The organism is Micromonospora sp. DT63, assembly GCF_049841615.1.
Lineage (GTDB): Bacteria > Actinomycetota > Actinomycetes > Mycobacteriales > Micromonosporaceae > Micromonospora.
This window is the reverse complement of sequence record NZ_JBNCKQ010000005.1, coordinates 190,486-215,014: the sequence shown is the minus strand read 5'-3', so window position 1 is coordinate 215,014 and position 24,529 is coordinate 190,486. Positions and strand designations below refer to the sequence as shown.

Here is a 24,529-nt window from a genome sequence, read left to right as displayed (position 1 = left end):
ATTTCCGGGCCGGATCGTGACGCGAACCTCTTGATCACCGGGGTCAGGGGGTGGGTCAGGGGGTGGGGTTCGGGGTCAGGTGGGCTACTGCGCCGATCTCCAGGGCTGCCCAGACTCCGTCGGAGGTCCGGGTGATGCCGTGGGGTTCCGAGCGCGGGGTGGGCAGGTCGTAGCTCTCGATCCGTCCGGTGGGACCGATGTGCCCGATCCGGTTCGCGCCCCACTCGGTGAACCACGCGCCGCCGGCCGGGTCGGCCACGATGGCGTGCGGCCGGGCGTTCCGGTCCGATAACGGGATCTCGGTCACCTCGCCGTCCGGGGTGACCCGGCCGAGCTGACCGGCCGCGATCTCCACGAACCAGATGGCCCCGTCCGCGCCGAGCGCGAGGCCGACCGGCCCGGCGTCCGCGGTGGGCAACGGGTGCAGCGTCACCCGGCCGTCGAGGTCGATCCGGCCGATCGCGTTCGCCCGGTTGAGGGTGAACCAGAGAGCGTCGTCCGCGCCGGCGGTGATCATCGAGGCGAACCCGCCGGTCACGGGCAGCGGAAACGCGGTTACCGTCCCGTCGGTGTCCACCCGGCCGATCGCGTCGGAGGTCATGCCCGCGTACCAGAGCGCGCCGTCGGGCCCGGCCGCGATGCCGCCCGGCCCGGTGCCGGCCGGCAGGGCGATCGTGCGCTGCTCGCCGTCGACGCTGAGCCGACCGATCCGGTCGTCCCCGGAGCGGGTGAACCAGAGCGCGCCGTCCGGACCCGCCGTGATGATCAACGGGCGGCCGCCGGCCGGCTCCAGCGGGTACGTCCGGACCTCGCCGTCGGACCCCAGGCGGGCGATCCCGCCGGCCTGGACCAGCGTCAGCCACAACGCGCCGTCGGGCCCAACCGTGATGCCGTACGGGCCGGAGTCCGACCCAGCGAGCGGAATCTCCCGAATGTCGACGGTCATCGTGCGGTGTCCCTCCGTTGGCGACCACCAACACTGGCCGCCGGACCAACGACGACACAACCGATTTCAGCGAGCGCCGCCTCGATCGGCAGCCCGCTGCTCGATTGTCAGCTGGCTGACAGGGTCGCCATGGGTCGCGCCCAGGATCGCCCGTCACTGTCGGTGACGACATTGCCGCATCACCGACCTTCTGGAGGACAGCATGTCCCGCACCATCCGTAGGAAGCACCTGCTGGCCGGCCTGGCCACCGCGGGCGTCCTCGGCGTGGGGATCGCCGCCCCGACGATCGCGTTCGCCGCGGACACCCCGACCCCGACCGCCAGCACCGCCCCCGCCCCCGGAGCGAAGGCCGACCGGCAGGGTGAGTTCGCCGAGGCGCTCGCCAAGGAGTTGGGAGTCCCCACCGACAAGGTGACCGCCGCACTGGAGAAGGTCCGCGAGCAGCACCGGCCCGCCGACCGTCCGGCACGCCCGTCCGCCGAGGACCGGCAGGCCGCGCTCAAGGAGCGGCTGGACCAGGCGGTCAAGGACGGCAAGCTCACCCAGGAGCAGGCCGACGCCATCACCAAGGCCGTCGAGGCCGGCGTCTTCCCCGGCCCCGGCGGCGGCCACCGTGGGCCGGGCGGCGGCGACCGTGGGCCGGCCGGCCACGGCGCTCCCGCAGGTACGCCGGGCAAGTAGCCCGACGGGTCGGCCTCCGACCACCCCGGGCTGGGGTGGTCCGGCGTGATCCACCCCGTTTCGCCGATGTGGCGGCGTCCCTCGCACCCGGACACCGCCACATCGGCGACCTGGAGTCGATCATGCGCGTGGGACCGACGTCGGCCCGCCAGCGCGCGAGATCCGCGCGGCTCAGCCCTTGGTGGCGGGACCGACGTCGGCCCCGGGCGCGCGGGATCCGCGCGCCTCAGCCCTTGCTGGGCGGGGGTGCGAACACGCCGAGGCGATTTCCCGCCGGGTCGAGCAGGTGGGCGAGCGTGAGACCGCTGGGTGCGGTCCGTGCGGGCATCAGCACCTTCGCGCCGGCGGCCTCGGCTCGCCGGCAGGTCTCCGCGACGTCGTCGACCTCGGCGTAGAACACCGCGTAGTTCGGGGACGTCCCGTCGGTCGCCCGGATGGCCCCGCCGATTCCGGTGTCACCGCCGGCACCCGTCACCCGATAGGACCCGCCGCTACCCGCGCCCTGCTCTTCGAAGGTCCAGCCGAACAGCTCGCCGTAGAAGCGTTCCGCCTCCTCCGGCCGGTCGGTGCCGATCTCGAACCAGGTGATGGGCGTCGTGGACACGTGCTGCCTCCAGAGTTGCCGGGACGGCGGTTCGCCGTCGTCCAGAGCAGTTTCGAGGCCGTCCGCGACACCGTCCTGTCGGTGTTTCCGGATCACCCGACGGAGATCGGTGTGTGAAGGACCCGCCTCAGACCAGGCTCAGCGGCCGGACCCGTTCCCGGGGGATGTCGAGATCCGTCAGGCGCAGCTCCCGGACCACCACCTCGGGCAGCGCCTGGACGTCCCCGATCCGGTCGGTACGGAAGCAGCGCAGCTCGTCGCGCATGCGGCACCAGGCGAGCAGATACCAGTGTCGGGGGTTGCCGAGGTAGCCCAGCGGTTCGACGTCGCGCACCGAGTCGACGCCGGCGCGGTCGGCGTACCGGATGCGCAGCACCCGCCGCGCGGTGACCGCGTCGGCGACGGTGGCCGGGACGGGCGTGGCCGGCCCGTCGCCGATCAGGTGCACCCGGCCGGCGAGGCGGTGTGCCTCGGCGGCGTCGGCGGCCGGCAGCACCGCCACCAGCTTGCGCAGTGCGGTGGCGCCCGGCCCGGCGAACGGGGTGCCGGCGAGCCGGTGCAGCGCGACGGCCATCGCCACCGCCTCGGCCGGGGTCAGGTTGACCGGCGGCAGGGTGCGGCTGCGGTCCAGGACGTAGCCGCCGGTGCGCCCGGGCTCGGCCCAGATCGGCACCCCGGCCTCCTGGAGCGCGCCGATGTCCCGCTCGATGGTCCGGCTGCTCACCTCGAAGTGGGCGGCGAGCCAGCGAGCGCTGCGGGGCTGGGGCGACACCGCGCGCAGCTCCTCGACCAGGGCGTAGAGCCGGTCCGTGCGGTTCATGCCCGGCACGCTACGGCCGGGGTACGACGACCACCCCGGACGCGGCAGGCTCAAGCGGCCACGCTCAGGCCACCGGCCTCAGGCCACCGGCCACCCGCCTCAGGCGATGCAGGCGCAGACGATCAGCGCCGCGCCGAAGTGCGTGGCGGCGCTGACCCGGGCCGCGGGGTGCGGCTCGGACGAGCAGATGACCTCACCGAGCTTGCCCGGGGTGAGCAGGTCGAGCACGAAGAAGGCCAGCGCCATGATGGCCAGCCCGACGAGCCCGAAGAGCACGGTGGAGGCCAGCCCCCGGCCGAAGTCGCTGTAGCTGGTCAGGATCGCCGTGAAGACGATGCCGGCGATGCCGAGCTGGTTGGCGGCGAGCAGCAACCCCGCGTTGGCGTTGCGCTCGACCCAGATCAGCTCCCGCAACCGTCCCGGGGTCAGCAGGTCGACGAGCCCGAACCCGGCAGCCATCAGCCCGACGCCGACGATCCCGAACACGACACTCTGCCAGGCACCGCTGAGCAGATCCTCCAGCACCGACTGCCTCCCGACTCTCCGCCCGGAGGGGTACCGGCGCGGTGATCGAGACGATAGCGGCAGCGCGCCACCGCGTCAGCCCCGCGACTACAGCGCCAGGTAGCGCTGCCGCTCGTACGGGGTGACCTCGCGGCGGTACTGCTCCCACTCGGCCCGCTTGTTGCGCAGGAAGAAGTCGAAGACGTGCTCGCCGAGCACCTCGGCGACCAGTTCGGATTCGGCCATCACGTCGATCGCCTCGGCCAGGTTCTCCGGCAGCGCCTCGTATCCCATGGCGCGGCGCTCGGCGCTGCTCAGCGACCAGACGTCGTCCTCGGCGCCCGGCGGCAGCTCGTAGCCCTCCTCGATGCCCTTCAGGCCGGCGCCGAGCAGCACCGCGAAGGCGAGGTACGGGTTGGTCGCCGAGTCCAGCGACCGGACCTCGACCCGGGCGGAGTTCGGCTTGCCGTACGCCGGGACGCGGACCAGCGCGGACCGGTTCAGGTGACCCCAGCAGACGTACGCCGGGCTCTCGGTGATCCGGTCGGGCAGGGCCTGCGGGAAGAGCCGCTTGTACGAGTTGACCCACTGGTTGGTGACCGCCGTGTACTCCCGGGCGTGCACCAGCAGGCCGGCGATGAAGGACTTCGCCACCTTGGAGAGCTTCATCGGGTCGCCACCGTCGTGGAAGGCGTTGCGCTCGCCCTCGAACAGCGACAGGTGGGTGTGCATGCCGCTGCCCGGCTGGTCGGTGAACGGCTTCGGCATGAAGCTGGCCTGCACGCCGGTGGAGAGCGCGACCTCCTTCACCACGTGCCGGAAGGTCATGATGTTGTCGGCGGTGGTCAGCGCGTCGGCGTAGCGCAGGTCGATCTCCTGCTGGCCGGGGGCGACCTCGTGGTGGCTGAACTCCACCGAGATGCCGATCCGCTCCAGCGCCAGCACGCCCTGGCGGCGGAAGTCGCGGGCCACCGCGTGGGTGGTGTGCTCGAAGTAGCCGCCGGTGTCCACCGGGGTGGGCACCGAGCCGTCCTGCGGGCCGTTCTCCAGCAGGAAGAACTCGATCTCGGGGTGGGTGTAGAAGGTGAAGCCCTTCTCGGCCGCCTTGGACAGCGCGCGGCGCAGCACGTGCCGCGGGTCGGCCCAGGAGGGGCCGCCGTCGGGCAGCAGGATGTCGCAGAACATCCGGGCGCTCTCGCCGCTGACCCCGCCCTCGAACGGGAAGACCTGGAAGGTGGTCGGGTCGGGCATGGCCACCATGTCCGATTCGAAGACCCGGGCGAAGCCTTCGATGGCCGAGCCGTCGAAGCCGATGCCCTCCTCGAAGGCCGCTTCCAGCTCCGCGGGCGCCACCGAGACGCTCTTGAGCGTGCCCAGCACGTCCGTGAACCACAGCCGGACGAACCGGATGTCCCGCTCTTCCAGCGTACGGAGGACGAACTCCTGCTGACGGTCCACTTCCCCAACCCCTCGCGACACTCTTTTTGTCCGCCTTGGCCGGGCTGTACCCGACCTGACCGCCCAGTGTTCCCGGGCCTGGTTACGCAGACGTTACGCGAACCGCCGCCGTCCGTCCCCTCGTGTCCCGCCCGCCGAGCGGTACCGATCCGGCCTGGTCGGTCACGGCCGCTCACGCGTGGCCGCCGTCTCGTCCGACGGTGCGGATTGCTCCGGCCATGCTGGGGCAAGATGAGGACATGCCCACCCTGCGTCTCGCCCTGTCCCAGGTCAACCCGAGCGTCGGCGACCTCGCCGGCAATGCCGACCTGGTCCGCAGCTGGACCCGCCAGGCCGCCGACGCCGGCGCCCAGCTCGTGCTCTTTCCGGAGATGATGCTGACCGGCTACCCGGTCGAGGATCTGGTCTTTCGGCGTTCCTTCGTCGCCGCGTCCCAGGCCGCCGTCGAGCGGCTCGCCGCCGACCTGGCCGACGACGGTCTCGGTGACCTCCCGGTCGTCGTCGGCTACCTGGACGCCGACGGGCCGCCGCAGGTCAGCGGGGACGCCGAGCCGGGCCGGGGTGCGCGCAACGCCGCCGCGCTGCTGCACCGGGGCACTGTGGTGGCCCGCTACTTCAAGCACCACCTGCCCAACTACGGCGTCTTCGACGAGGACCGCTACTTCGTCTCGGGCGACCAGCTGACCGTGGTGCGGATCGGCGGGGTGGACGTCGCGCTGACCATCTGCGAGGACCTGTGGCAGGCCGGCGGGCCGTTCGCCGCCGCCCGGCAGGCCGGCGTCGGCCTGGTGGTCAACATCAACGGTTCGCCGTACGAGCTGAACAAGGACGACATCCGGCTGCCGCTGGTGCGCCGCCGGGCCGCCGAGGCGAACGCGGTCATCGCGTACGTCAACATGATCGGCGGCCAGGACGAGCTGGTCTTCGAGGGCGACTCGATGATCGTCGCCTCGGACGGCGAACTGCTCACCCGCGCCCCGCAGTTCGTCGAGCACCTGCTCGTGCACGACGTCGAGCTGCCGGCCGCGACCACGGCCCCGGGCAGCCAGAACGTCGCGGACGGCATGCGGGTGGCTCATTACACGCTGGACGTGATCCCGCCCGCGCCGCCCGGCCCGGCCGCCGCCGGCGGGCTGATCGAGCCGGTGGCCGACGAGGCCGAGGTGTGGCACGCGCTGGTGCTCGGCCTGCGCGACTACGTCAACAAGAACCGGTTCGCGTCGGTGGTGCTCGGCCTCTCCGGTGGCATCGACTCGGCGGTGGTGGCCGCCCTCGCCGTCGACGCGCTCGGCCCGGACCGGGTGGTCGGGGTGTCGCTGCCCAGCCAGCACTCCTCCGAGCACTCCCGTGAGGACGCCGCCGACCTGGCCAAGCGCACCGGGCTGGACTACCGCGTCGAGCCGATCCAGCCGATGGTGGACGCCTTCCTCGCCAACCTGTCGCTGTCCGGGATCGCCGTGGAGAACCTCCAGGCCCGGGTCCGCGGCGTCATCCTGATGGCGCTGTCGAACCAGGAGGGCCACCTGGTTCTCACCACCGGCAACAAGAGCGAGCTGGCGGTCGGCTACTCCACCCTGTACGGCGACTCGGTGGGCGGCTTCAACCCGATCAAGGATGTCTGGAAGACGCTGGTCTGGCGGCTGGCGAAGTGGCGCAACGCGGACGCGGCCCGCCGCGGCGACACCGCCCCGATCCCGGAGAACTCGATCGGCAAGCCGCCGAGCGCAGAGCTGAGCCCGGGCCAGCTCGACAGCGATTCCCTGCCCGACTACGACGTGCTGGACCCGATCCTCATCGGTTACGTCGACGGCGACCTGGGCCGCGACGGGCTGGTCGAGTCGGGCCACGACCCGGCCGTGGTCGACAAGGTGCTGCGGCTGGTGGATACCGCCGAGTACAAGCGACGCCAGTCGGCGCCCGGCACGAAGATCTCCATGAAGGCGTTCGGCCGCGACCGTCGACTGCCGATCACCAACCGGTGGCGCGAGCACGGCTGACCTCGTACACCCGGGTCGGGTTCACCGGACCCGGCCCGGCGCGGTGCGGCGGGCCCGGTGCGCGACGGTCGTGAGTGACATCTTCCACTGGGCTCTGCCGTCGCCGGGCCTGGCGGTGCGACGATCGCGACGGAACCCGGGGACCGCGCAGGCGGCCTCGAGGAAGGAGACAGTCATGACCGAGTCCACTCCGAACGAGGTGACCGCGCTGTACGGCGGACCGGCCACCCGTCGGGTCCGCACCCGCGACCTGATCGCCGCCAAGGAGCGTGGCGAGCGGTGGCCGATGCTCACCTCGTACGACCAGTACACGGCGGGGATCTTCGACCGGGCCGGCGTGCCGGTGCTGCTGGTCGGCGACTCGGCCGCGAACAACGTGTTCGGCTACGAGACCACCCTGCCGGTGACCGCCGACGACCTGCTCCCGCTGGTACGGGCCGTGGTGCGCTCGACCCGGCAGGCCCTCGTCGTGGGTGACCTGCCCTTCGGCTCGTACGAGGAGGGCCCGACCCAGGCGCTGCGCACCGCCGTCCGGTTCATGAAGGAGGGCGGCTGCCACGCGGTGAAGCTGGAGGGCGGCCGACGCTGCGCCGCGCAGATCGCCGCGATCGTCGGCGCCGGCATCCCGGTGATGGCGCACATCGGCTTCACCCCGCAGAGTGAGCACACCCTGGGCGGCTACCGCGTGCAGGGCCGGGGCGACACGGCCGACGAGGTGCTGGCCGACGCGCGGGCGGTGGCCGAGGCCGGCGCGTTCGCAGTGGTGCTGGAGATGGTGCCGGGTGAGGTGGCCAAGCAGATCACCCACGAACTGGCGATCCCCACTGTCGGCATCGGCGCCGGCCCGGACACCGACGCCCAGGTGCTGGTCTGGCAGGACATGGCCGGCCTGCGCACCGGCAAGGCCCCGCGCTTCGTGAAGCGCTACGCCGAGCTGGCCGACGTCCTCACCGACGCCACCCGCCGTTTCGCCGACGAGGTCCGTGGCGGCGAGTTCCCGAGCGCCGAACACACCTTCTAGAGCGGTCCGGGCCGTGACGAATCAATCGATCTTGGTCGCTGAAAGTGTCGTACAGGTGTTCTAGTCTCGGGTCATGATGGAGGGGTTGGCGCAGGCAGAGGCCACGGTCACGGCCTGCGCCGACTCGGCCGCCTGGGCTCTGCCCGAGCAGGGCCTGATCGCCGCGCTCGACGCCGCGCACCGCGTCGAGCAGCGCCTCGCCGCCATCAAGCTGGCCCTGATCCGCGAGCTCGACTGTCGCGGCACGCCCATCGCGCAGGGCGCGTCCTCCACGGCGGTGTGGCTGCGCGAACGCCTTCACCTCACCGTCCCCACCGCCCGCCGCCTCGTCGACCTGGCCACCACCCTCGACACCGGCAACGCCGGTGTACGACAGGCGCTGGCCGACGCCGACATCACCCTCGACCAGGCGCGCGTCATCGCCGACACCGTCACCACCGTCGAGAGCGCCGCAGGCAGCGCGGCCGCCGACAAGGCCGTCGGCCTGCTGGTCGAGTGGGCCAGGCAGTTCGACCCGACCCTGCTGCGCAAACTCGGCACCCGCATTCTCGACCACGTCGCACCCGACGTCGCCGACCGAGCCGCCCAGGCCGCCCTGGACGCCGAGGATCGCCGAGCCGCCCGCGACCGCCACGTCACCATCTCCACCCTCACCGACGGCCGGCTGCGCCTCACCGGCACCCTCGACACCGAGACCGCCGGCCTGCTCCGCGCGGCCATCGACCCCCTGACCGCGCCCACCGGCCCCGACGACCAACGCTCCCCCGGCCAACGCCGCCACGACGCCCTCGGCGACCTGTGCCGACTCAGCCTGCGTACCGGCGAGCTACCCGAACACGGCGGCGAGCCCGCGCAGCTCGTCGTCACCACCAGCTACGACAACCTCGGCCGGCAGCTCGGCGCAGGCACGTTGGACACCGGTTTCGACCTCGCCCCGGAGACCGTGCGGCGCCTCGCCTGCGACGCCGCCATCCTGCCCGCCGTCCTCGGCAGCACTAGCCAGACCCTCGACGTCGGCCGACAACGCCGCCTCATCACCGGCCCACTCCGCCGCGCCCTCGTCCTGCGCGACCGCGGCTGCGCCTTCCCCGGCTGCGACCGCCCACCCCGCTGGTGCGACGCCCACCACATCCACCACTGGGCCGACGGCGGCAACACCAGCCTGACCAACGCCGTGCTCCTCTGCGGCCACCACCACCGACACATCCACCACGGCGACTGGACCATCCGCCCCGGCAACGACGGCCACCCCGACTTCATCCCACCCGCCTGGCTCGACCCCGAACAGATCCCCCGCCGCAACGTCTACCACCGGAGGACGTGACCACACCGAGACAGCCGATCATCCCGGTCCGTCGTGGGGCTTCCTCTCGATTCGGGCATGCCTCGGTGGCACGGCGAGGCCCACCGTTCAGTCTCGTGAGCTGCTGGCCAGACGCTGCGCGTGCGTGATCTGACAAGGGTGCAGCCTGCCTGCGCATGGGCCGAGCCACCCGGCCGCACGCGGCCGAGCATGGGCGGCTCGATCGGTAGCGACACCTAGTTCTCGCGCACCTCGCGGGTGTCGGTCAGGTCGAGGTACGCCAGCAGCCGCAATAGCCCGCTCACATGCGACAGGTCGTGCCACAGCGACACGACGCCCTCCGGATCATCCCGTTGCAGGAGGCTCGTCAGCTCTGCGAGGTCGTCGCTACTCTGCCCGCAGTCGATCTCCGATTCGGGCCGCTGAACCATGCCGAATGCCGAACTCAGGTCCACGTTCCAGTAGTAGTCAACGTCGAGCTGCGACAGCTCGATCTGCGGACCGAATCGGCTCTCCGCCTCGTCCAGGAGCATCGAGCACGCTCGGCGCAGATCCGCGATCCTCAACACCGCATCAGCATCGGTCACGCCGCATGGTCCCTCCGGGCGCTGTCATCTGACCAGCCGATTCAGAGCGACCGGGCGGACCCTGGCCGTCCGGCCAAGAGCCGTGCGCCCGGCCGGCCCTGCCCGGAGCGGACGGACGCTGTCAGAGGTCGGTGACGCGGATGCCGGCGTGCGCCTTGTAGCGCTTGTTGATGGCGATCAGATTCGCGGTGAACGCCTCGATCTGGTGGGCGTTGCGCAGCCGGCCGGCGTAGATGCCGCGCATCCCGGGGATCCGGGCGGCGAGCGCGCCGACGATGTCGACGAGTTCGCGGTCCTCGGTGCAGATCAGCACGTCGAGGTCGATCCGGTCGACCTCGGGGTCGGCCAGCAGCGGGGCGCTGACGTGGTTGAACGCGGCGCAGACGCGGGAGTCGGGCAGCAGCGCGGCGGCCTGCTGGACGGCGCTGCCCTCGTCGACGGTGAGGGCGTACGGGCCCTGCTTGTCGAAGCCCAGCGGGTTGACGCAGTCGACGACGATCGTGCCGGCGAGCGGCTCGGCGAGGGCGGCGACGGTGGCGGCGTGCCCGTCCCACGGGACCGCGATGATCACGACGTCGCTGCGACGGGCCACCTCCTCGTTGGCCGCGCCGGTGATGCGGACGTCGGCAGGCATCCGGGGCAGAGCGGCGATCTCGGCGGCGGACTCGGCGGCCCGCTCCGCCGATCGGGAGCCGATCAGCACCGTCTGCCCGGCCCGGGCGAGCCGGTAGGCGAGGCCACGGCCCTGATCGCCGGTGCCGCCGATGATGCCGACCGTCAGCCCGGACACGTCGGGCAGCGTGCTCGCGTCGTATGCCATGGGCTCATCCTCGCAAACCGCCCGGTCCGTCAGCAGCGCCGGCCGCTGTGACAATCCCCGCTACCCGACCGCCCGCCGACGAAGCCCCGCCGACGTGGTCGGCCAGACCCGCCGGCACGGCCGCCCAGGAACAGTCGGCACCGCCCCGCCAGACGAGCCCGACACCGCCCCGCAGCAACCGCCGACGACGCCAGCCAGCCAGCCGACAGGGCACGGCCGGAACAGCCGGTTCAGGCCAGCTCGAACAGCACCGTGCGGGCCGCCGGGTCGGCGGTGACCAGGCGCACCCGGACCCGTTCGCCGAGCGGCAGCGCACCGAGGCAGCGGCCACGGACCGGTGGGGCGTCCAGGGCCACCGTTCCGCCGGGCGGGCGGGGTCGGGACTTGCCGTTGGGTGGGGCGTCCACGTCGAGCACCGCCGCGTCGAAGGTCTCCCCCACCCTGTGCTCCAGCAGCACCGCCTCGGTGAGCTCGACGGCACCGCGGCTGGCCGCCGAGGCGGTCCGGTCGGTGCTGGCCATCACCTCGGGCAGCCGGGGCAGCGCCGCGCGGGCCCAGTCGGGCACCTCGCGACCCGCGTGCAGGGCCAGGCAGACCTCGGTGGCGTACCGGTCGGCGAGGCGCCGCAACGGCGCCGTGACATGGGCGTACGCGGCGGCCACCCCGCCGTGCTCCGGCTGCTCCGGCCGGGCGCCGTCGAAGGCGGTGTACGCGGCGCCACGCATCAACTCTGCCGCCTGGTCGATGAACGCGGCGGAACGCGGCTGCGCGGCGTCCAGGCCGGCGATCACCTCACCGGGGCCCGCGCCGTCCGGCCAGTGCACGCCCAGCGGGGCGGCGGCCGCCCGCAGGCGTTGCACCGCCTCCGGCTTCGGCGGTGGCATCGTCCGCAGCAGGCCCACCCCGCCGGCCAGCATGATGTCGGCGGCGGCCATCCCGGTCAGCAGCGAGATCTGCGCGTTGTGCTCCTCCATCGGCACCGGCCCGCGCAGCACCAGCCGCCAGCCGTCGCCGTCGGGCTCCACGTCCTGCTCGGGCAGCGGCAGGTTGATGGCGCCCCGGCGCAGCCCCCGGGCGGTCAGCCGCTCGCCGATCTCGGGCAGCAGCGCGATCGGCTCGGGCAGCCGACCGGCGTCGGCGGCCGCCTGCACCCCGGTGTAGTCGAGCTTCGCCCGGCTGCGCACCAGGGCGCGCTCCAGCTCGACGGCCACGGTGCCGCCGTCGGCGTCCAGGTCGATGGTCCACACCACGGCCGCCCGGTCGTCGTCGGGCAGCAGACTGGCCGCGCCCTCGCTGAGCGTCACCGGGTGCAGCGGCACGTTGCCGTCCGGCAGGTAGACCGTCTGCCCGCGTCGCCAGGTCTCCTCCTCGAGCGCGCCGCCCGGATCGACGTGCGCGGCGACGTCCGCGATCGCGTACCGCACGCGGTAGCCGCCGCCCGGCCGGCGGGCCAGGTGCATCGCCTGGTCCAGGTCACGCGAGGTGGCCGGGTCGACAGTGACGAACGGGACGTCGGTGCGGTCGACGGACGGCCGGGGCGGCGCGGCAGCCGCCGCGTCGGCCTCCCGTTGGGCGTCCGCCGGGAAGCCCTCGGGCAGGCCGAGTTCGCGGCGCAGCGCGCCGAAGTCGATGCGGGGCGCGAGTACGCGTCGGATGACCACGGGTCAATCCTGACAGCGCCGCCGGTGATCCGCTTCCGGTGACCGGCCGAGATCTCCGTCGGTGTCGAGTCGAGGCCGCCGTGCGCTCAGCCGGTCGCCTTCCGGGCGGTGCTGCGCGTACCCCGGGGGGTGGTGGCTCGTGCGGCGACCGGGCGGGCGGGTGACTTGCGGGCGGTCACCTTGCGGGCCGGAGCCTTGGCAGCGGTGGTCTTCTTCGCCGGGGCCTTCTTCGCCGCCGCCTTGCGGGCGGTGGTCGACGAGGTGCCGGTCGCTTTCTTCGCCGGGGCGTTGCGGGCGCCGCCGCTCGGGCGGGTGGAAGCGGTCTTCTTCGCCGCCGTCTTCTTCGCGGGGGCCTTCTTCGCCGCCGTCTTTTTCGCCGGGGCCTTCTTGGCTGCCGTCTTCTTCGCCGTGGACGCCTTGGTCGCGACCTTGCGCGCGGGCGCCTTCGCGGCGGCGGTGGTCCTCTTCGCCGCCGACGCCGTGGTCTTCTTCGCCGCGCCTGTCGTCTTCTTCGCAGCGCTTGTCGTCTTCTTGGCGGCGCCTGTCGTCTTCTTCGCCGTACCCGTCGTCCGGCTCGCGGCGGTGGTGCTCTTGCGCGCCGGGGACGTCGAGGTCCGCTTCGCGGCGGTGGTCGTCTTGCGGGTGGCGGGTGAGGTGCCGGCCGACGCCTTCTTGGCCGGCGCCTTCCTGGCCGCCGCGCTGGTCCGGGTCGTGGCCTTCTTCGCCGCTGCGGTCTTCTTCGCCGCCGCGGTCTTGACGGCGGCGGTGGTGGCCGTCCTGGTGGGGGCGGCCTTGCTCGCGGTGGTCTTGGTCGCGGTCTTCTTCGCCGGGGCCTTCTTCGCCGCCGTGGTGGTCTTCCCGGCCGGGGCACGCCCCGCGCCGCCGGCCGCCTTGCGGGCCGGCGCCTTCGCGGCGGCCGTGGTGGACTTGCGTACGGGGGTGGTCCGGCTCGCCGCCGTGTTGCGTTCCGCCGCGGCGGTCTTCTTCGCGGTGGTGCGCCGGACTGTCGGACGGGTGGTGGCCTGCTGTGCTTCGGCCATCGTGGTTTCCTCCTCGGGGGACGTGCTCTCGCGTGCGTCCTCGCGGAGCACGAACTACCGCGACGCGGGCCGTCCCGCGCCGTCTACCTGTCCTCCCCGGCCCAACGGGCGTCCTCGGCCTCCCACGCCTCGTTCCGCTCCTGCACTCGCTGCAGGGCGTTCTCCGCGTCGGCCGCCGAGTTGTACGGGCCGAGGACGTGCTTCGCCGGACACACGTCGGCGTCCGTCTCGACCCGGTGATGCCGGGTGCACCAGTAGAACTGCCCTTTACGTTCGCTGTCGCTCATGGCAATCACTGTGCACCGCGAACCGGCTGACCGCCACCGGATCACACAAGTCGCCGAACCCTCTCCACAGTAGAGACGCTTACCGCGCTGCGGGCGAAAACACCGAAAGAAGTGCAGGTGGGGGCACTGGCCACGCGAAAAAGCCGGGGGAGTACGCGCGCTCTCGTCGTACCGTCGCCTGGTCGGGCTGAGCGCGACGCGGCGTCGACGGGACGGCGGCGGCCGCCCACGCGCGGCCTATGATCGCCCGATGGCGGTACCGGACTACATCGTGGGGATGCGCAAACACGTCGGCCACGACCTGCTGTGGCTGCCCAGCGTCAGCGCGGTGATCCGCAACGACGCCGGCGAGCTGCTGCTGGGCCAGCGCTCCGACGACGGACGGTGGTCGGTGATCAGCGGTTTCGTCGAGCCGGGCGAGCAGCCGGCCACGGCGCTCGTCCGGGAGGTACGGGAGGAGACGGGCCTGGACGTGGCGCCGGTACGCCTGTCCAGTGCCGTCTCGCACCCGCACACCTACCCCAACGGGGACCACTGCGAATACCTGAACCTGGGTTTCGTCTGCCGGGTCGTGGCCGGCACCGCCCGGGTCAACGACGACGAGTCGCTGGCCGTGCGGTGGTTCGACGTGGATCGGCTGCCCGAGTTGGACAAGCACGCGCTGCTGGTCCTCGCCTACGCGCTGCGCGAGAACCAGTCGGCCGGCTACCTGCCGCCCGGTACGACCTGGGACGACGTCCCCGACTGAGCCGCCCCGTCAGGACGCGACCCGTTCGACGGGGATCCACAGCTCGGCGTCCGCCGTGGTCCCGTCCGCCGACACCCGGACCCGGGAGATCTCCGGTCCCGGCCGGCTGCGGTACGGGTTGGACGGGAACCACTGGGTGAAGACGTCCCGCCACAGGTACTGCACTGCCTGCGGAAACGCTCCGGAGGTGGTGAACACGGCCCACGTTCCGGCCGCCACCGGCAGCGCGTCCAGGTCCTGCGGTGGCGTGGCGCCGGTGACCGCCCCGTGCCAGTAGTCCAACTCGCTGCCCTCGGCCCGACCGTCGGCGAGGTTGTCGCTGACGTTGACGATCCCGGTCGGCTCCTGATCGGAGAGCGCCTCGATCCGGGCGGTCGTCTCCGCGTCGATGCTGCGGATGAACGCGACGATCGCCGGGTTCATCCCCTCGTGCACCAGCGGGACGCGGGCCTTGCGCCCCACCAGCGCGAACGCGTCCTTCGTGACGATGCGGTACTCCATGCTGCCACTCCCTTCCACGGTGAGTCGGAAGGACATCCGGGGCTGGGCGCGCAGCGCTGCCTGCGTACGCCGAGCTTCTCCCGGCCCCACGCCGTGCACGGCGTGGAACGCCCGGGCGAACGCCTCGGCCGATCCGTAGCCGTGGCGCACGGCGACGTCGAGCAACGTCCGCTCCCCCGCCAGCACGTCCGCCCCGGCGACGGTGAGCCGACGCCGACGGATGTACTCCGACAGCGGCATGCCGGCCAGCGCGGAGAACAGCCGCCGGAAGTGGTACTCCGACGTCAGCGCGATCCGGGCCAGGTCGGCCACCTCGATCTGCTGGTCGAGGTGCCGCTCGATGTGCGCCATGGCCTCGTTGAGCCGCTCCAGCACCCGGGCCTCCTTCCCTTACGAGCAGCAACGCTAGGCGGCAGGCCAGGTGGCCCACCCGACATCCGGTGCCCGCATCGGTCGGGTCAGGTGGACGGAAACTGTCCAAGATCGGGCGGCCGGCCGCGCCAGCTCGCGGTCCGGGGTTGATCCGCCAACCGGGACGTCTCAGCGGGGCGACTGTTGCATGATCCAGGTCGGCACGGGCTCGGGCAGCGAACCCAGTGCCTCCCAGCCGGCGCGGCGGTACAGCTCGACGTTGGCCGGGTTGCTGGTCTCCAGGATCGCCGGCAGGCCGTCGGCGGCGGCGCGGGCCAGCCCGGCCCGCATGACCGCGCGGCCCCAGCCACGTCCGGCGCTGTCCGGGTGGGTGCCGAGGACACCGAGATACCAGAACGGGTACGTCGGCAGGGCCGCGTGCACGGCCTCGTCGTAGCCCTGGACGCGGGCCCGCACGTCAGCGGGGTATCGCGCCTCCGCAGGCGATCCGTGCCCGGCCGCCGGGGATCCGGTCGAGGGCTCGGCCGGGGGCTCCCAGATGGCGACGGACGCACCGCCACCTGTCATCCAGATCGACGACCGGTGCACCCGCTTGTCGAAGAGGTCCCCGAAGAAGGTGGCGGCGTGGCGCGGGTAGGTCTCCTCGTCGGGGAACAGGAACCGCAGGATGGGATCCTTGACGAACGCGGCGACCAGTGAACCGACCACCGCATCGCGGTCGGCTGGGGTGGCGATGGTGATCTCGGGCGCTGTCACAGCAGTCGACACTAGCCGGAAAAAGCGCCTTGACCCTGACACGGTGGCAGGACGAAGACTCGCCTCATGGACGTCGACAGCTACCGCAAGCACTCCCCGTACAGCGACCCGGGCCGGCATGCCGCTCTGCTCGACGCCGTGCCCGCCGACATCGCCACCGTGGCCGCGACCGCCCGCAACGTGATCGTCCACTACCGGGCCGGCGGCGTCGAGTTGCCCGGCGACCGGCTGGAGGAGGTGAACAGCCGCTGGGTGGAGCGCATTCTCGACACCGACCAGTCCCGCTTCGCCCTGCCCCTGCGCACCGAGCGCCCGGCCGCCGACCGGGTGGCCGGCTGCTGCCGGGACCACACGCTGCTCTCGGTCGCGCTGCTGCGTCAGCACGGCATCCCGAGCCGCAGCCGGGTCGGCTTCGCCTCCTACTTCACCCCCGGCTGGCACCACGATCACGTGCTGGTGGAGTACTGGAACGGCCACCGCTGGGTCTGGGCCGACCCGGAAATCGACCCGGCCGGCGACTGGCGGTTCGACGGCTACGACATCGATCCGACGGCGGGGCTCTTCGACTCGGCGGCGCGGGTCTGGTCGGCGTACCGCGCCGGAACGATCGATCCCGACGTCTACGGCGTGGCCCCCGACCTGCCGGTCCACGGCGCCTGGTTCATCTACGACTACGTCCTGCACGAGCTGGCCCATCGGCGCAAGGACGAGTTGCTGCTGTGGGACAGCTTCGGCGCGATGACCGACGACCTCGCCGACGCCGACCTCACGCTCGCCGACGAGATCGCCGCGTTACTGCTGGCCGCCGACGACGGCGACGAGGCCGCGGAGAAGGCGCTCGCCGACCGGTACGCCACCGACAGCCGTCTGCGTCCCGGCGCTCGGGTACGCAGCTTCTCACCGGTCTCGGACGCGGTGAGCACTGTCGATCTGCGCGTCAGCCGAAGGTGAAGGCGTACGCCTCGGCGCCGGGTTCGCCGAACGTGACCTCCAGGGTCCGCTCCCGGACCGCGCCGTCCTGGCGCACGAGCTGGTAGAGGCGGCCGTCCGCCAGCGCGCCGTTGCCGTCCTCGTCGACGTCGACGCCGTGGGACGGGCCGGGGGCCTCGCCGTCGAGGAGCACCCGGAACGGGATCGACCGCCCCGTCCCGGGGGCCAGCACGAGATGCGCGTCCCGGGCGTGGAACCGGAAGGCGATGCGGCCGCCGGCCCGGTCGACCGCGACGTTCTCCGACCCGATCGTCCACTCGCCCGACAGGGCCCACTGGTTGAGGACCAGGCTCTCGGGGAGGTCGTAGGCGCGGCGTTCGTCGAGCGCGGGTCCGTTCGGCGACGCGAAGTGTTCGCCGCGACTGAACCCGAGGTACGTCTCGGGCGTCCGCAGACTGTCCCAGTCGGCCTCCGCCTCCGGGCCGAGCCCGTTGACGGGTACGGGGTCGCGCTCGACGCCGAGCAGGTGCTGGAGAACCCGCTCGGACTGCTCGTAGCGCCCCTCACCGAAGTGCTCGTCGCGGATGACCCCGTCGGTGTCGACGAAGTACAGCGCCGGCCAGTACTGGTTGGCGAAGGCACGCCAGATCGCGTAGTCGTTGTCGACCGCGACCGGGTAGTCGATCGAGCGCGCCGCGACCGCCCGGCGCACCCAGTCGACCTGGTGCTCGAAGCTGAACTCCGGCGTGTGCACCCCGACGACGACGAGGCCGTCGTCGCGGTAGGCCTGCGACCAGGCCCGGACGTACGGCTCCTGACGCAGCCAGTTGATGCAGGTGAGCGTCCAGAAGTTCACCAGGACGACGCGCCCGCGCAGGTCGGCGGGGTCGAGTGGCTCGGAGTTGAGCCACTCGACCGCCCCGTTGAACGGGGGCAGGTGCACGGCCATCTAGCGCAGCGACCGGAAGGCGGTGCGAAGCTCCTCGGAGAAGATCTTCGGCTGCTCCCAGGCCGCGAAGTGCCCGCCCACGTCGAGCTTGTTGTAGTAGATGAGGTTCGGGTACGCCTGCTCGGCCCAGCTCTGCGGGGCCTCGTACAGCTCGTCGGGGAAGACGCTCACCGCCACCGGCACGTTGACGCCCTTGGCGGCGAAGAACGAGAGCTTGTTCTCCGCGTACAGGCGGGACGCCGAGATCGCGGTGTTCGTCAGCCAGTAGAGCGAGATGTTGTCCAGGATGTCGTCGCGGGTCAGGCCCGCCTGGGCGCCCTCGAAGACCTGCGCGATCAGGGCCAGGCTCTTCGCGTCGTGGTCGAGCAGGAACGACGCCAGGCCGACCGGGGAGTCCGCCAGCGCGGTAAGCGTCTGCGGCCGCGTCGCCATCATGAGGGCGTACGCGACGTGCTTCCAGACGTAGTTGGCTTCCTCGGCGGCACGCATCTCGTCGTCGGACAGGCCGGAGGGCAGCGAGCCCATGGCGTTGTTCGCGCCGGTGGTGTCGCCCTGGAACAGCAGGTCGATCTCCGGTGGGATCGCGCCGGGCATGTTGGTGTGGATGCCGAGCAGTTCCGGAGGCGCCTGGAGGCCCATCTGGTCCACGATCACCGCGCCCCAGTCGCCGCCCTGCGCGACGAACCGCGTGTAGCCGAGACGCGTCATCAGCTCGGTCCAGGCGGTCGCGATCTTCTGCGGGTTCCAGCCTGTCGAGGTGGGCTTGCCCGAGAAGCCGTGGCCGGGCAGCGACGGGATCACCAGGTGGAAGGCGTCCGACGCGCTTCCGCCATGGGCGGTGGGGTCGGTGAGCGGTTCAATGATCTTCAACTGCTCGATCACCGATCCGGGCCACCCGTGCGTGACGATGAGCGGGAGAGCGTCCTCGTGCTTCGAACGCACGTGGATGAAATGGATGTCCACCCCGTCGATGGTGGTCATGAACTGCGGTAGGGCGTTCAGCCGTGATTCGACCTTGCGCCAGTCGTACTCATTTTCCCAGTACCGCGCGACGGCCTGGATCGTCGCGAGTGGCACGCCCTGCGACTGGTCGTCGACGATTTCCTTTTCCGGCCACCGCGTTGCCGCGATCCGTCGTTTCAGGTCGTCCAGGTCGGCCTGGGGGATTTCCACCGTGAACGGGCGGATCTCCGTGGTGCCGGGACGTGTCTTCGTCTTGACCGCCATGCGTGCTTCCTCTCTGTCTGAGTTCGGGCCTCGCGAGGGGAATCATGCGGTGAGGGCACTGCCCGGACTTGTGCGCCGATTTCGAGAAGGGCACGCCGCCGCCATATCTCGGAGCGTAGAACGACGCCGACGGGCGTCGTGGCCATACCGGCAGACGGCCGCGATCAGTCCGCCTGCGGCAGGCGAAGTGCGCCGGGGCCTTCGCGACCTGTCCGACGCGAACCTCCCGATCGCCCGCACGCACTGCACCCTTGCCGGGCCAGCGAGTGATGGTCCGTCCCACGGCTTTGCGCTGTCGTAGCTCGGTGCGGCAACATCAGCCGCCGTGACGGCAGCACCAGGCACGGATCCGGAGAACGCCACCCCGGCCGGCGACCCCGGCACGCCCCGGTTGAATCGGCGGGTCCGGCGCTGGTTGGCCGGAACCGGGATCGCCGCCCTGGCCGCCGCACTCGGCATCACCCTCGCCGTACGTGGCGGCGCCGCCCCGGCCTGCGCCGCGCCACCCGCGGGCAACACCGTCCACAAGGGAACTGCGAGTTTCTACGACGCGGGCCGCTCCGGCGGCATCTGCTCCTTCCCCGGCCCTCCCGCCGACCGGCTCTACGTGGCCCTCGGCGCCGCGCAGTACGCCGGCGCGGCAGCCTGCGGCAGTTACCTGGACGTCAGCGGCCCGAAGGGCACGGTCCGGGTGCTGGTCATGGACCAGTGCGGCGGGTGCGGCCCCAGCAAGATCGACCTCTCCGACGAGGCGTTCGCCAGGATCGCCGACCGGTCGCAGGGCATTGCGCCTGTGACGTACCGGGCGGTGGTCGACCCCCCGCTCGACGGTGGCCTCACCTTCCGGATCAAGGGCGGCGCATCGCAGTGGTGGTTCGCCGTGCAGGTCGGCAACCACGGCAACCCGCTGCGTTCGGTCGAGGCGACGGGGTCCAGCGGCGGCTTGCGCAAGGCCGCCCGCCAGGTCGACAACTACTGGACCATCGAGGACGGGATCGGCCCCGGGCCGTACACCATCAGGGTCACCGACGTGTACGGCCACCAGAGCACCGCCACGGGCATCCGGATGACGCCGAAGCAGGTCCAACGCACCTCGGCCTCCCTCGTCGCCGCCGTCCCGCCGTCGCCCTCGCCCTCGCTTTCGCCCTCGCCCTCGCTCTCGCCGACGCCGGTTGCGGAGTCGGCCGCGCCGACGACGACGGTCGAGGCCCTGGCCGGCGCAGCCCCACTGGCCGCCACGCGCTGCTGACCGGCGTCGGGCGACGACCGGCGTCCCGCAGCGCGGCGGGCGGCGCGGCGTGGTCGACGCGGCGAGATCCACTCCAGATCGCCGATGTGGCGGCATCCGAGCGGCGTGATACCCCCAGATCTCCGACCTGGAGTGGTCATCCCAGGCGTAGGCGTGCGGCAGACCCGTGCGGAGATGTGGCGTCGGTGCGGGCCGGTGGTCATGCATGGGTGGTGCGGGAAAGAGAGAAGGGACACCCTCCGAGGCCCGTTGACATGTGTTTCCGGCGAGTGACAGCGTTGTCATCGACTCATTTCCTCCATATGAGACGAGGAGCGCATCTTGCTCTATCGGAACTCACCACGTCGCCGCGCGACGGCAGCCGCCGCGGCCGGCATTCTTCTCACGGGGCTGGCGCTCGCTCCGGCCGGGCCGGCGCAGGCCAGGCCCACCAAGGCCCAGGACGCAGCCGTACGCTCGGGTAACGCGCGGTTCGAGGTGCTGTCCCCGACCCTGATCCGCACCGAGTACCAGAAGGACGGCAGGTTCACCGACGCCGCCACCTTCAACGCCATCGGGCGCGACGACTTCCCCCGTACGCGGTTCACCAAGCACGTCGACCACGGCTGGCTCACCATCGACACCGGTGCGATGACGCTGCGCTACCAGGTCGGTTCGGGCGCTTTCACCGCCGACAACCTGACGGTGCGGCTCAAGACCGGCAGGCAGATCGTGCAGGCCCAGCCCTGGGCCGGCCACACCGCTCCGGCGTGCGCGTTCGGCACGCTCTGCGAGGCCGAGTCACTACAGCTGAACGGTCCCGGCGTGGCCACCGACCACCGGGGATACACCGGGCGCGGCTTCGCTGCCGGTTTCGCCTCGTCCGGCGACTCGGTCACGTTCGCGCTCGACGCGCCGGCAGGCGGCACGAAGCAGCTCTGGGTCCGCTACGCCAACAGCACGGGCGGCGACGGTCAGAACGTGGCCCGCACCCTGACGGTCACGGTCGACGGCGACGCCGGTCGTACGCTGACGTTGCCACCCACCGCGAACTGGGACACCTGGGGTCTGGCCAGCGTGCCGCTCGACCTCACCGCGGGTCGGCACGAGATCAGCGTCGTGCGGGGTTCCAGCGACTCCGGCAACGTGAACGTCGACAGCCTCGCGGTGGTCAACCCGGGTGACCCGTTCCCGACGCCGGCCGCACCCCAGCCGCAGCCCCTGCGCTTCGGCACCCTCGGCGAGGCCGAGACCGGCGCGCTGACCGGCGGCGCGCGGCCCGCGAACGACCACAACGGCGCTTCCGGTACGGGATTCCTTGCCGGCCTGGAGAGCACCACCGCCGCCGTCGCGCTCACCGTGACGGATGTTCCGTCCCCGGGTGACTACCAGCTGCAGATCCGCTACGCCAACGGCCAGGCCGGCGCCCAGCCGAGCCAGGCGCGCACCATGTCGGTCACGGCCGGGACGGCGGCGCCGGTCACGGCGACCCTCGCGCCGACCAGCGGGTGGGACTACTGGAACACCGTCGCCGTCCCGGTGCACCTCGACCGTGGCACCAACACGGTGACGCTGGGGTGCCCCACGGACGCCAGTTGCAACGTCAACATCGACACGGTCGGCGTCACGAGCAAGGACTCCCCGCTGCTCGCCCCGCACGCGCCGCTCGGCGGCTACCGCCGGGGCTTGGACGGCGTCACCGGTTCCGCGCTCACCGCCCCGGGCCTGCTCTACCAGGACGGCTGGTACCTGCTCGACGACTCGGCCTCGGCCCTGCGCACCACAAAGCCCCGACCCGCCGCGGAGCAGGACGGCTACGTCTTCGCGTACGGGCAGGACTTCACCCGTGCCCTGAAGGACCTGGCGACCCTGACCGGGCCCACGAAGCTGCTGCCGAAGTGGGCGTACGGGGTGTGGTACTCCGAGTACTACGACCGCACCGCGACCGAGTTCCAGAACCTGGTGGCCCGGGCCAAGGCCGAGGGCGTACCCATGGATGTGCTTGTCCTCGACACCGACATCAAGGCGCCGGACAAGTGGAACGGCTGGAGCATCGACCCCACCCGGATCCCCGACCCGAAGGCGTTCTTCGACTGGGCCAGGAAGCAGGGCCTGCACACCGGCATCAACATCCACCCGAGCATCCTCGGCTCGGACCCGAAGTTCGCGCAGGCGCAGGCCACCGCGAAGGGCAAGCTCCAGCGCGTCGGCTGCAACGGCGGCCCCGACTGCTACGCGTTCGACTTCGGCGACCCGGACCAGCTCAAGGCGTACCTGCAGCTGCACGACGAGATGCTGCCCAAGGGCAGCAAGGGCCCGGACCTGTGGTGGCTGGACTGGTGCTGCGACAACACGAAGTCCTCCCTGGCCGGGGTGACCGCTGACGCGTGGATCAACCAGCAGTACGCCGACAAGACCGGCTTCGCCTTCTCCCGGGCGTACGGCTCGTTGCAGGCCGGCGGCTACGGCAGCCCGACCCCGGTGGCGACCGGCCCGTGGGCCGACAAGCGCACCACGCTGCACTTCACCGGCGACACCACAAGTGACTGGTCGACCCTGCAGATGGAGGTCGGCTACACACCTGGCGAGTCGGCCGCGACCGGGCTGACCGCAGTGAGCCACGACATCGGCGGGCACACCGGCGGCCTGCAGGAGCCGGGCACCGAACCGGGCAGCACCAAGCTGCCCGACGACCTCTACGCCAGGTGGGTGCAGTTCGGCACGTTCCAGCCGATCGACCGGCTGCACTCCAACCACAGTGACCGGCTGCCCTGGCAGTACGGCCCGGCGGCGAACGCGTCGGCCAAGAAGTTCCTCAACCTGCGCAAGGAACTGCAGCCGTACACCTACGCCGCCGCCAAGGAGGCCACCCGCACGGGTACGCCAATCGTCCGCTCGATGTACCTGGCGTACCCGAACGAGCAGACCGCGTACGCCACCGCCGGCTCGCAGTACCTCTACGGGCCGGACTACCTGGTGGCTCCGGTGACGACGCCGGGCACCACCGCCACGACGTCGGTGTGGTTCCCGCCGGGCAACAGCTGGACCGACATCTTTACCGGCAAGACGTACCGGGGCGGCACCACGCAGAACATCACCACCACGCTGGACACCATGCCGGTGTTCAAGAAGCACTGAGACGGCGTTCCGGACACCGGCCGGGTGGGGCAACCCACCCGGCCGGTTCCTCGCCTGGCTGGACTCAGCGGGCGCGGCTCCCCTCCTGACGTTGCTCCGCCAGTTCCGCGAAGGGCAGGGGGCAGCAGGTGTTTGCGGCGCAGGTGACCAGGTCGTCACAGCCGGCCGAGATGGCGTCCCCCAGGGTGTCGCGGATGACTGTCAGGTCCGCCAACCTCTGCTCGATCTCGACAAGTTTCTTCCTGGCACGCGCCTGGAGGCCGGTGTCGGATCGACCCCGGTGCTGGTGTCTGCCGGCGTCGAGCAGGTCCGCCACCTCGTTGAGGGTGAAGCCCAGGCGTTGCGCGGTCTTGATGACGCGCAGCAGGGTGACCGTCTCGGCCGGGTAGAGCCGGTGCCCGCCCGGCGAACGCTGCGGCGGGTCGAGCAGGCCCCGCCGCTCGTAGTAGCGCAGCGTCTGCTGGTTGACCCCTGCCGCGTCGGCCAGTTGCCCGCTGCGCAGGCCCGACCCGGTCAACTCGGTGCCCGCAGAGACCGGGCCCGCTCGGCGAGGGCGTCGAGCACGTCGGCGTGGGCCGCCGGCACGAGGACGTCCAGCGAGAGCGAGTCGGGGTCCGGCCGGGAAAGGCCGAAAGTGAAGAACGAGCAGCACGATGACTCCCGTGCCGTCAGGTCCCGCGCCATCTCCTCGACCCGCGCGGCACCGTCGAGCTGAAAGCGCAGATGCCGCGCCGACAGCCGGTCGATGCCCCGCACCGCGTCGGTGAAGAACCGATCCCACTCGGCGAGCCGCAGCGGCCGTTCGGTCGTCGGGAGGGTGCAGGCATCCGGCACCCAGGCGCCGTCAGTCGTGACAGGGCGATCACTCATACCGTCGACGGTAAGCCTGTACCCAGGTATCGGATGCAAGCCCGACGGCCTGACTGGGCCACCATCGCCGGCACGCACAA

At 71.8% G+C, this 24,529-nt stretch carries 24 protein-coding genes; 8 read left to right on the top strand and 16 right to left on the bottom strand.

Annotation, left to right across the window (positions count from 1 at the left end; translation table 11 throughout):
• Positions 1-55: 55 nt before the first annotated feature.
• Positions 56-946 (bottom strand): virginiamycin B lyase family protein, encoded by an 891-nt coding sequence (locus ACLQ27_RS20095; protein ID WP_425868106.1) that lies wholly within the window; start codon positions 944-946, stop codon positions 56-58.
• Positions 947-1,148: 202 nt separating this feature from the next.
• Between ACLQ27_RS20095 and ACLQ27_RS20090 the strand changes: the two genes are divergently transcribed.
• Positions 1,149-1,628 carry a hypothetical protein gene (locus ACLQ27_RS20090; RefSeq protein WP_357496618.1) on the top strand — a complete coding sequence of 160 codons (480 nt, stop codon included), beginning with the start codon at positions 1,149-1,151 and terminating at the stop codon, positions 1,626-1,628.
• A 226-nt stretch (positions 1,629-1,854) separates the two neighbouring features.
• On the opposite strand, the gene ACLQ27_RS20085 is transcribed toward ACLQ27_RS20090, so the two are convergent.
• The 4 genes from ACLQ27_RS20085 to glnA form a co-directional block, all read right to left on the bottom strand.
• Positions 1,855-2,232: a VOC family protein gene (locus ACLQ27_RS20085; protein ID WP_234586532.1), complete on the bottom strand. Its 378-nt coding sequence runs from the start codon at positions 2,230-2,232 to the stop codon at positions 1,855-1,857.
• A 127-nt stretch (positions 2,233-2,359) separates the two neighbouring features.
• Positions 2,360-3,052 carry a helix-turn-helix transcriptional regulator gene (locus ACLQ27_RS20080; protein WP_425868103.1) on the bottom strand — a complete coding sequence of 231 codons (693 nt, stop codon included), beginning with the start codon at positions 3,050-3,052 and terminating at the stop codon, positions 2,360-2,362.
• Between the two features lie 99 nt (positions 3,053-3,151).
• Positions 3,152-3,577 carry a DUF350 domain-containing protein gene (locus tag ACLQ27_RS20075; RefSeq protein WP_234586527.1) on the bottom strand — a complete coding sequence of 142 codons (426 nt, stop codon included), beginning with the start codon at positions 3,575-3,577 and terminating at the stop codon, positions 3,152-3,154.
• An 87-nt stretch (positions 3,578-3,664) separates the two neighbouring features.
• Entirely contained in the window at positions 3,665-5,014 is a 1,350-nt protein-coding gene (glnA, locus tag ACLQ27_RS20070; protein ID WP_007463316.1) for a type I glutamate--ammonia ligase, read from the bottom strand.
• A 239-nt stretch (positions 5,015-5,253) separates the two neighbouring features.
• On the opposite strand from glnA, the gene ACLQ27_RS20065 reads away from it, so the two are divergent.
• The 3 genes from ACLQ27_RS20065 (at position 5,254) to ACLQ27_RS20055 (ending at position 9,356) form a co-directional block, all read left to right on the top strand.
• Positions 5,254-7,011: an NAD+ synthase gene (locus tag ACLQ27_RS20065; protein WP_425868098.1), complete on the top strand. Its 1,758-nt coding sequence runs from the start codon at positions 5,254-5,256 to the stop codon at positions 7,009-7,011.
• A 175-nt stretch (positions 7,012-7,186) separates the two neighbouring features.
• Complete coding sequence (gene panB / locus ACLQ27_RS20060; RefSeq protein ID WP_357496609.1) at positions 7,187-8,032, top strand: 3-methyl-2-oxobutanoate hydroxymethyltransferase; 846 nt, start codon at positions 7,187-7,189, stop codon at positions 8,030-8,032.
• Positions 8,033-8,105: 73 nt separating this feature from the next.
• Positions 8,106-9,356, top strand: a complete 1,251-nt coding sequence (locus ACLQ27_RS20055; protein WP_425868097.1) for a DUF222 domain-containing protein — start codon at positions 8,106-8,108, stop codon at positions 9,354-9,356.
• Positions 9,357-9,571: 215 nt separating this feature from the next.
• Here ACLQ27_RS20055 and ACLQ27_RS20050 read toward each other — a convergent pair whose 3' ends face one another.
• The 5 genes from ACLQ27_RS20050 to ACLQ27_RS20030 all read right to left on the bottom strand — a co-directional run bounded on the left by ACLQ27_RS20050 (position 9,572) and on the right by ACLQ27_RS20030 (position 13,730).
• Positions 9,572-9,922, bottom strand: a complete 351-nt coding sequence (locus ACLQ27_RS20050; RefSeq protein ID WP_357496605.1) for a hypothetical protein — start codon at positions 9,920-9,922, stop codon at positions 9,572-9,574.
• A 121-nt stretch (positions 9,923-10,043) separates the two neighbouring features.
• Positions 10,044-10,742 (bottom strand): NADPH-dependent F420 reductase, encoded by a 699-nt coding sequence (gene npdG / locus ACLQ27_RS20045; RefSeq protein WP_425868094.1) that lies wholly within the window; start codon positions 10,740-10,742, stop codon positions 10,044-10,046.
• Positions 10,743-10,972: 230 nt separating this feature from the next.
• Entirely contained in the window at positions 10,973-12,403 is a 1,431-nt protein-coding gene (locus tag ACLQ27_RS20040; protein ID WP_357575164.1) for an RNB domain-containing ribonuclease, read from the bottom strand.
• A gap of 86 nt (positions 12,404-12,489) precedes the next feature.
• Entirely contained in the window at positions 12,490-13,443 is a 954-nt protein-coding gene (locus ACLQ27_RS20035) for a histone (RefSeq protein ID WP_357496601.1), read from the bottom strand.
• Between the two features lie 83 nt (positions 13,444-13,526).
• Positions 13,527-13,730 (bottom strand): hypothetical protein, encoded by a 204-nt coding sequence (locus tag ACLQ27_RS20030; protein ID WP_357496599.1) that lies wholly within the window; start codon positions 13,728-13,730, stop codon positions 13,527-13,529.
• Between the two features lie 250 nt (positions 13,731-13,980).
• On the opposite strand from ACLQ27_RS20030, the gene ACLQ27_RS20025 reads away from it, so the two are divergent.
• Positions 13,981-14,478: an NUDIX hydrolase gene (locus tag ACLQ27_RS20025; RefSeq protein ID WP_357496597.1), complete on the top strand. Its 498-nt coding sequence runs from the start codon at positions 13,981-13,983 to the stop codon at positions 14,476-14,478.
• Positions 14,479-14,487: 9 nt separating this feature from the next.
• On the opposite strand, the gene ACLQ27_RS20020 is transcribed toward ACLQ27_RS20025, so the two are convergent.
• A complete protein-coding gene (locus ACLQ27_RS20020; RefSeq protein WP_234586506.1) occupies positions 14,488-15,354 on the bottom strand; it encodes an AraC family transcriptional regulator in 867 nt (288 codons plus the stop codon).
• 165 nt (positions 15,355-15,519) lie between these two features.
• Positions 15,520-16,107 carry a GNAT family N-acetyltransferase gene (locus ACLQ27_RS20015; protein ID WP_425868091.1) on the bottom strand — a complete coding sequence of 196 codons (588 nt, stop codon included), beginning with the start codon at positions 16,105-16,107 and terminating at the stop codon, positions 15,520-15,522.
• Between the two features lie 66 nt (positions 16,108-16,173).
• Between ACLQ27_RS20015 and ACLQ27_RS20010 the strand changes: the two genes are divergently transcribed.
• A complete protein-coding gene (locus ACLQ27_RS20010; protein WP_425868089.1) occupies positions 16,174-17,058 on the top strand; it encodes a transglutaminase domain-containing protein in 885 nt (294 codons plus the stop codon).
• Here the strand turns inward: ACLQ27_RS20010 and ACLQ27_RS20005 are convergent.
• Both ACLQ27_RS20005 and ACLQ27_RS20000 read right to left on the bottom strand, forming a co-directional pair.
• Positions 17,045-17,986, bottom strand: coding sequence for a redoxin family protein (locus ACLQ27_RS20005; protein ID WP_425868086.1), 942 nt, complete (start codon positions 17,984-17,986; stop codon positions 17,045-17,047). The genes ACLQ27_RS20010 and ACLQ27_RS20005 overlap by 14 nt on opposite strands.
• On the bottom strand, positions 17,987-19,213 hold the full coding sequence (locus ACLQ27_RS20000) for an epoxide hydrolase family protein (RefSeq protein ID WP_425868084.1): 1,227 nt from the start codon (positions 19,211-19,213) through the stop codon (positions 17,987-17,989).
• A gap of 325 nt (positions 19,214-19,538) precedes the next feature.
• Between ACLQ27_RS20000 and ACLQ27_RS19995 the strand changes: the two genes are divergently transcribed.
• Both ACLQ27_RS19995 and ACLQ27_RS19990 read left to right on the top strand, forming a co-directional pair.
• Positions 19,539-20,462, top strand: a complete 924-nt coding sequence (locus tag ACLQ27_RS19995; RefSeq protein WP_425868082.1) for an expansin EXLX1 family cellulose-binding protein — start codon at positions 19,539-19,541, stop codon at positions 20,460-20,462.
• Between the two features lie 321 nt (positions 20,463-20,783).
• On the top strand, positions 20,784-23,579 hold the full coding sequence (locus ACLQ27_RS19990) for a TIM-barrel domain-containing protein (RefSeq protein WP_425868080.1): 2,796 nt from the start codon (positions 20,784-20,786) through the stop codon (positions 23,577-23,579).
• A gap of 64 nt (positions 23,580-23,643) precedes the next feature.
• On the opposite strand, the gene ACLQ27_RS19985 is transcribed toward ACLQ27_RS19990, so the two are convergent.
• Both ACLQ27_RS19985 and ACLQ27_RS19980 read right to left on the bottom strand, forming a co-directional pair.
• Entirely contained in the window at positions 23,644-24,096 is a 453-nt protein-coding gene (locus ACLQ27_RS19985) for a MerR family transcriptional regulator (protein ID WP_425868078.1), read from the bottom strand.
• Positions 24,093-24,449 carry a hypothetical protein gene (locus tag ACLQ27_RS19980; RefSeq protein ID WP_425868076.1) on the bottom strand — a complete coding sequence of 119 codons (357 nt, stop codon included), beginning with the start codon at positions 24,447-24,449 and terminating at the stop codon, positions 24,093-24,095. The genes ACLQ27_RS19985 and ACLQ27_RS19980 overlap by 4 nt, the downstream gene beginning before the upstream one ends.
• Positions 24,450-24,529: the final 80 nt, after the last annotated feature.

Coding starts and splice junctions, on each gene's coding strand:
- ACLQ27_RS20005 (WP_425868086.1), bottom strand. CDS start 17,986: ATGGCCGTGCACCTGCCCCCGTTCAACGGGGCGGTCGAGTGGCTCAAC.
- ACLQ27_RS20030 (WP_357496599.1), bottom strand. CDS start 13,730: ATGAGCGACAGCGAACGTAAAGGGCAGTTCTACTGGTGCACCCGGCAT.
- ACLQ27_RS20025 (WP_357496597.1), top strand. CDS start 13,981: ATGGCGGTACCGGACTACATCGTGGGGATGCGCAAACACGTCGGCCAC.
- panB (WP_357496609.1), top strand. CDS start 7,187: ATGACCGAGTCCACTCCGAACGAGGTGACCGCGCTGTACGGCGGACCG.
- ACLQ27_RS20035 (WP_357496601.1), bottom strand. CDS start 13,443: ATGGCCGAAGCACAGCAGGCCACCACCCGTCCGACAGTCCGGCGCACC.
- ACLQ27_RS19980 (WP_425868076.1), bottom strand. CDS start 24,449: ATGAGTGATCGCCCTGTCACGACTGACGGCGCCTGGGTGCCGGATGCC.
- ACLQ27_RS20065 (WP_425868098.1), top strand. CDS start 5,254: ATGCCCACCCTGCGTCTCGCCCTGTCCCAGGTCAACCCGAGCGTCGGC.
- ACLQ27_RS20080 (WP_425868103.1), bottom strand. CDS start 3,052: ATGAACCGCACGGACCGGCTCTACGCCCTGGTCGAGGAGCTGCGCGCG.
- ACLQ27_RS20055 (WP_425868097.1), top strand. CDS start 8,106: ATGATGGAGGGGTTGGCGCAGGCAGAGGCCACGGTCACGGCCTGCGCC.
- ACLQ27_RS20090 (WP_357496618.1), top strand. CDS start 1,149: ATGTCCCGCACCATCCGTAGGAAGCACCTGCTGGCCGGCCTGGCCACC.
- ACLQ27_RS20000 (WP_425868084.1), bottom strand. CDS start 19,213: ATGGCGGTCAAGACGAAGACACGTCCCGGCACCACGGAGATCCGCCCG.
- ACLQ27_RS20095 (WP_425868106.1), bottom strand. CDS start 946: ATGACCGTCGACATTCGGGAGATTCCGCTCGCTGGGTCGGACTCCGGC.
- npdG (WP_425868094.1), bottom strand. CDS start 10,742: ATGGCATACGACGCGAGCACGCTGCCCGACGTGTCCGGGCTGACGGTC.
- ACLQ27_RS20010 (WP_425868089.1), top strand. CDS start 16,174: ATGGACGTCGACAGCTACCGCAAGCACTCCCCGTACAGCGACCCGGGC.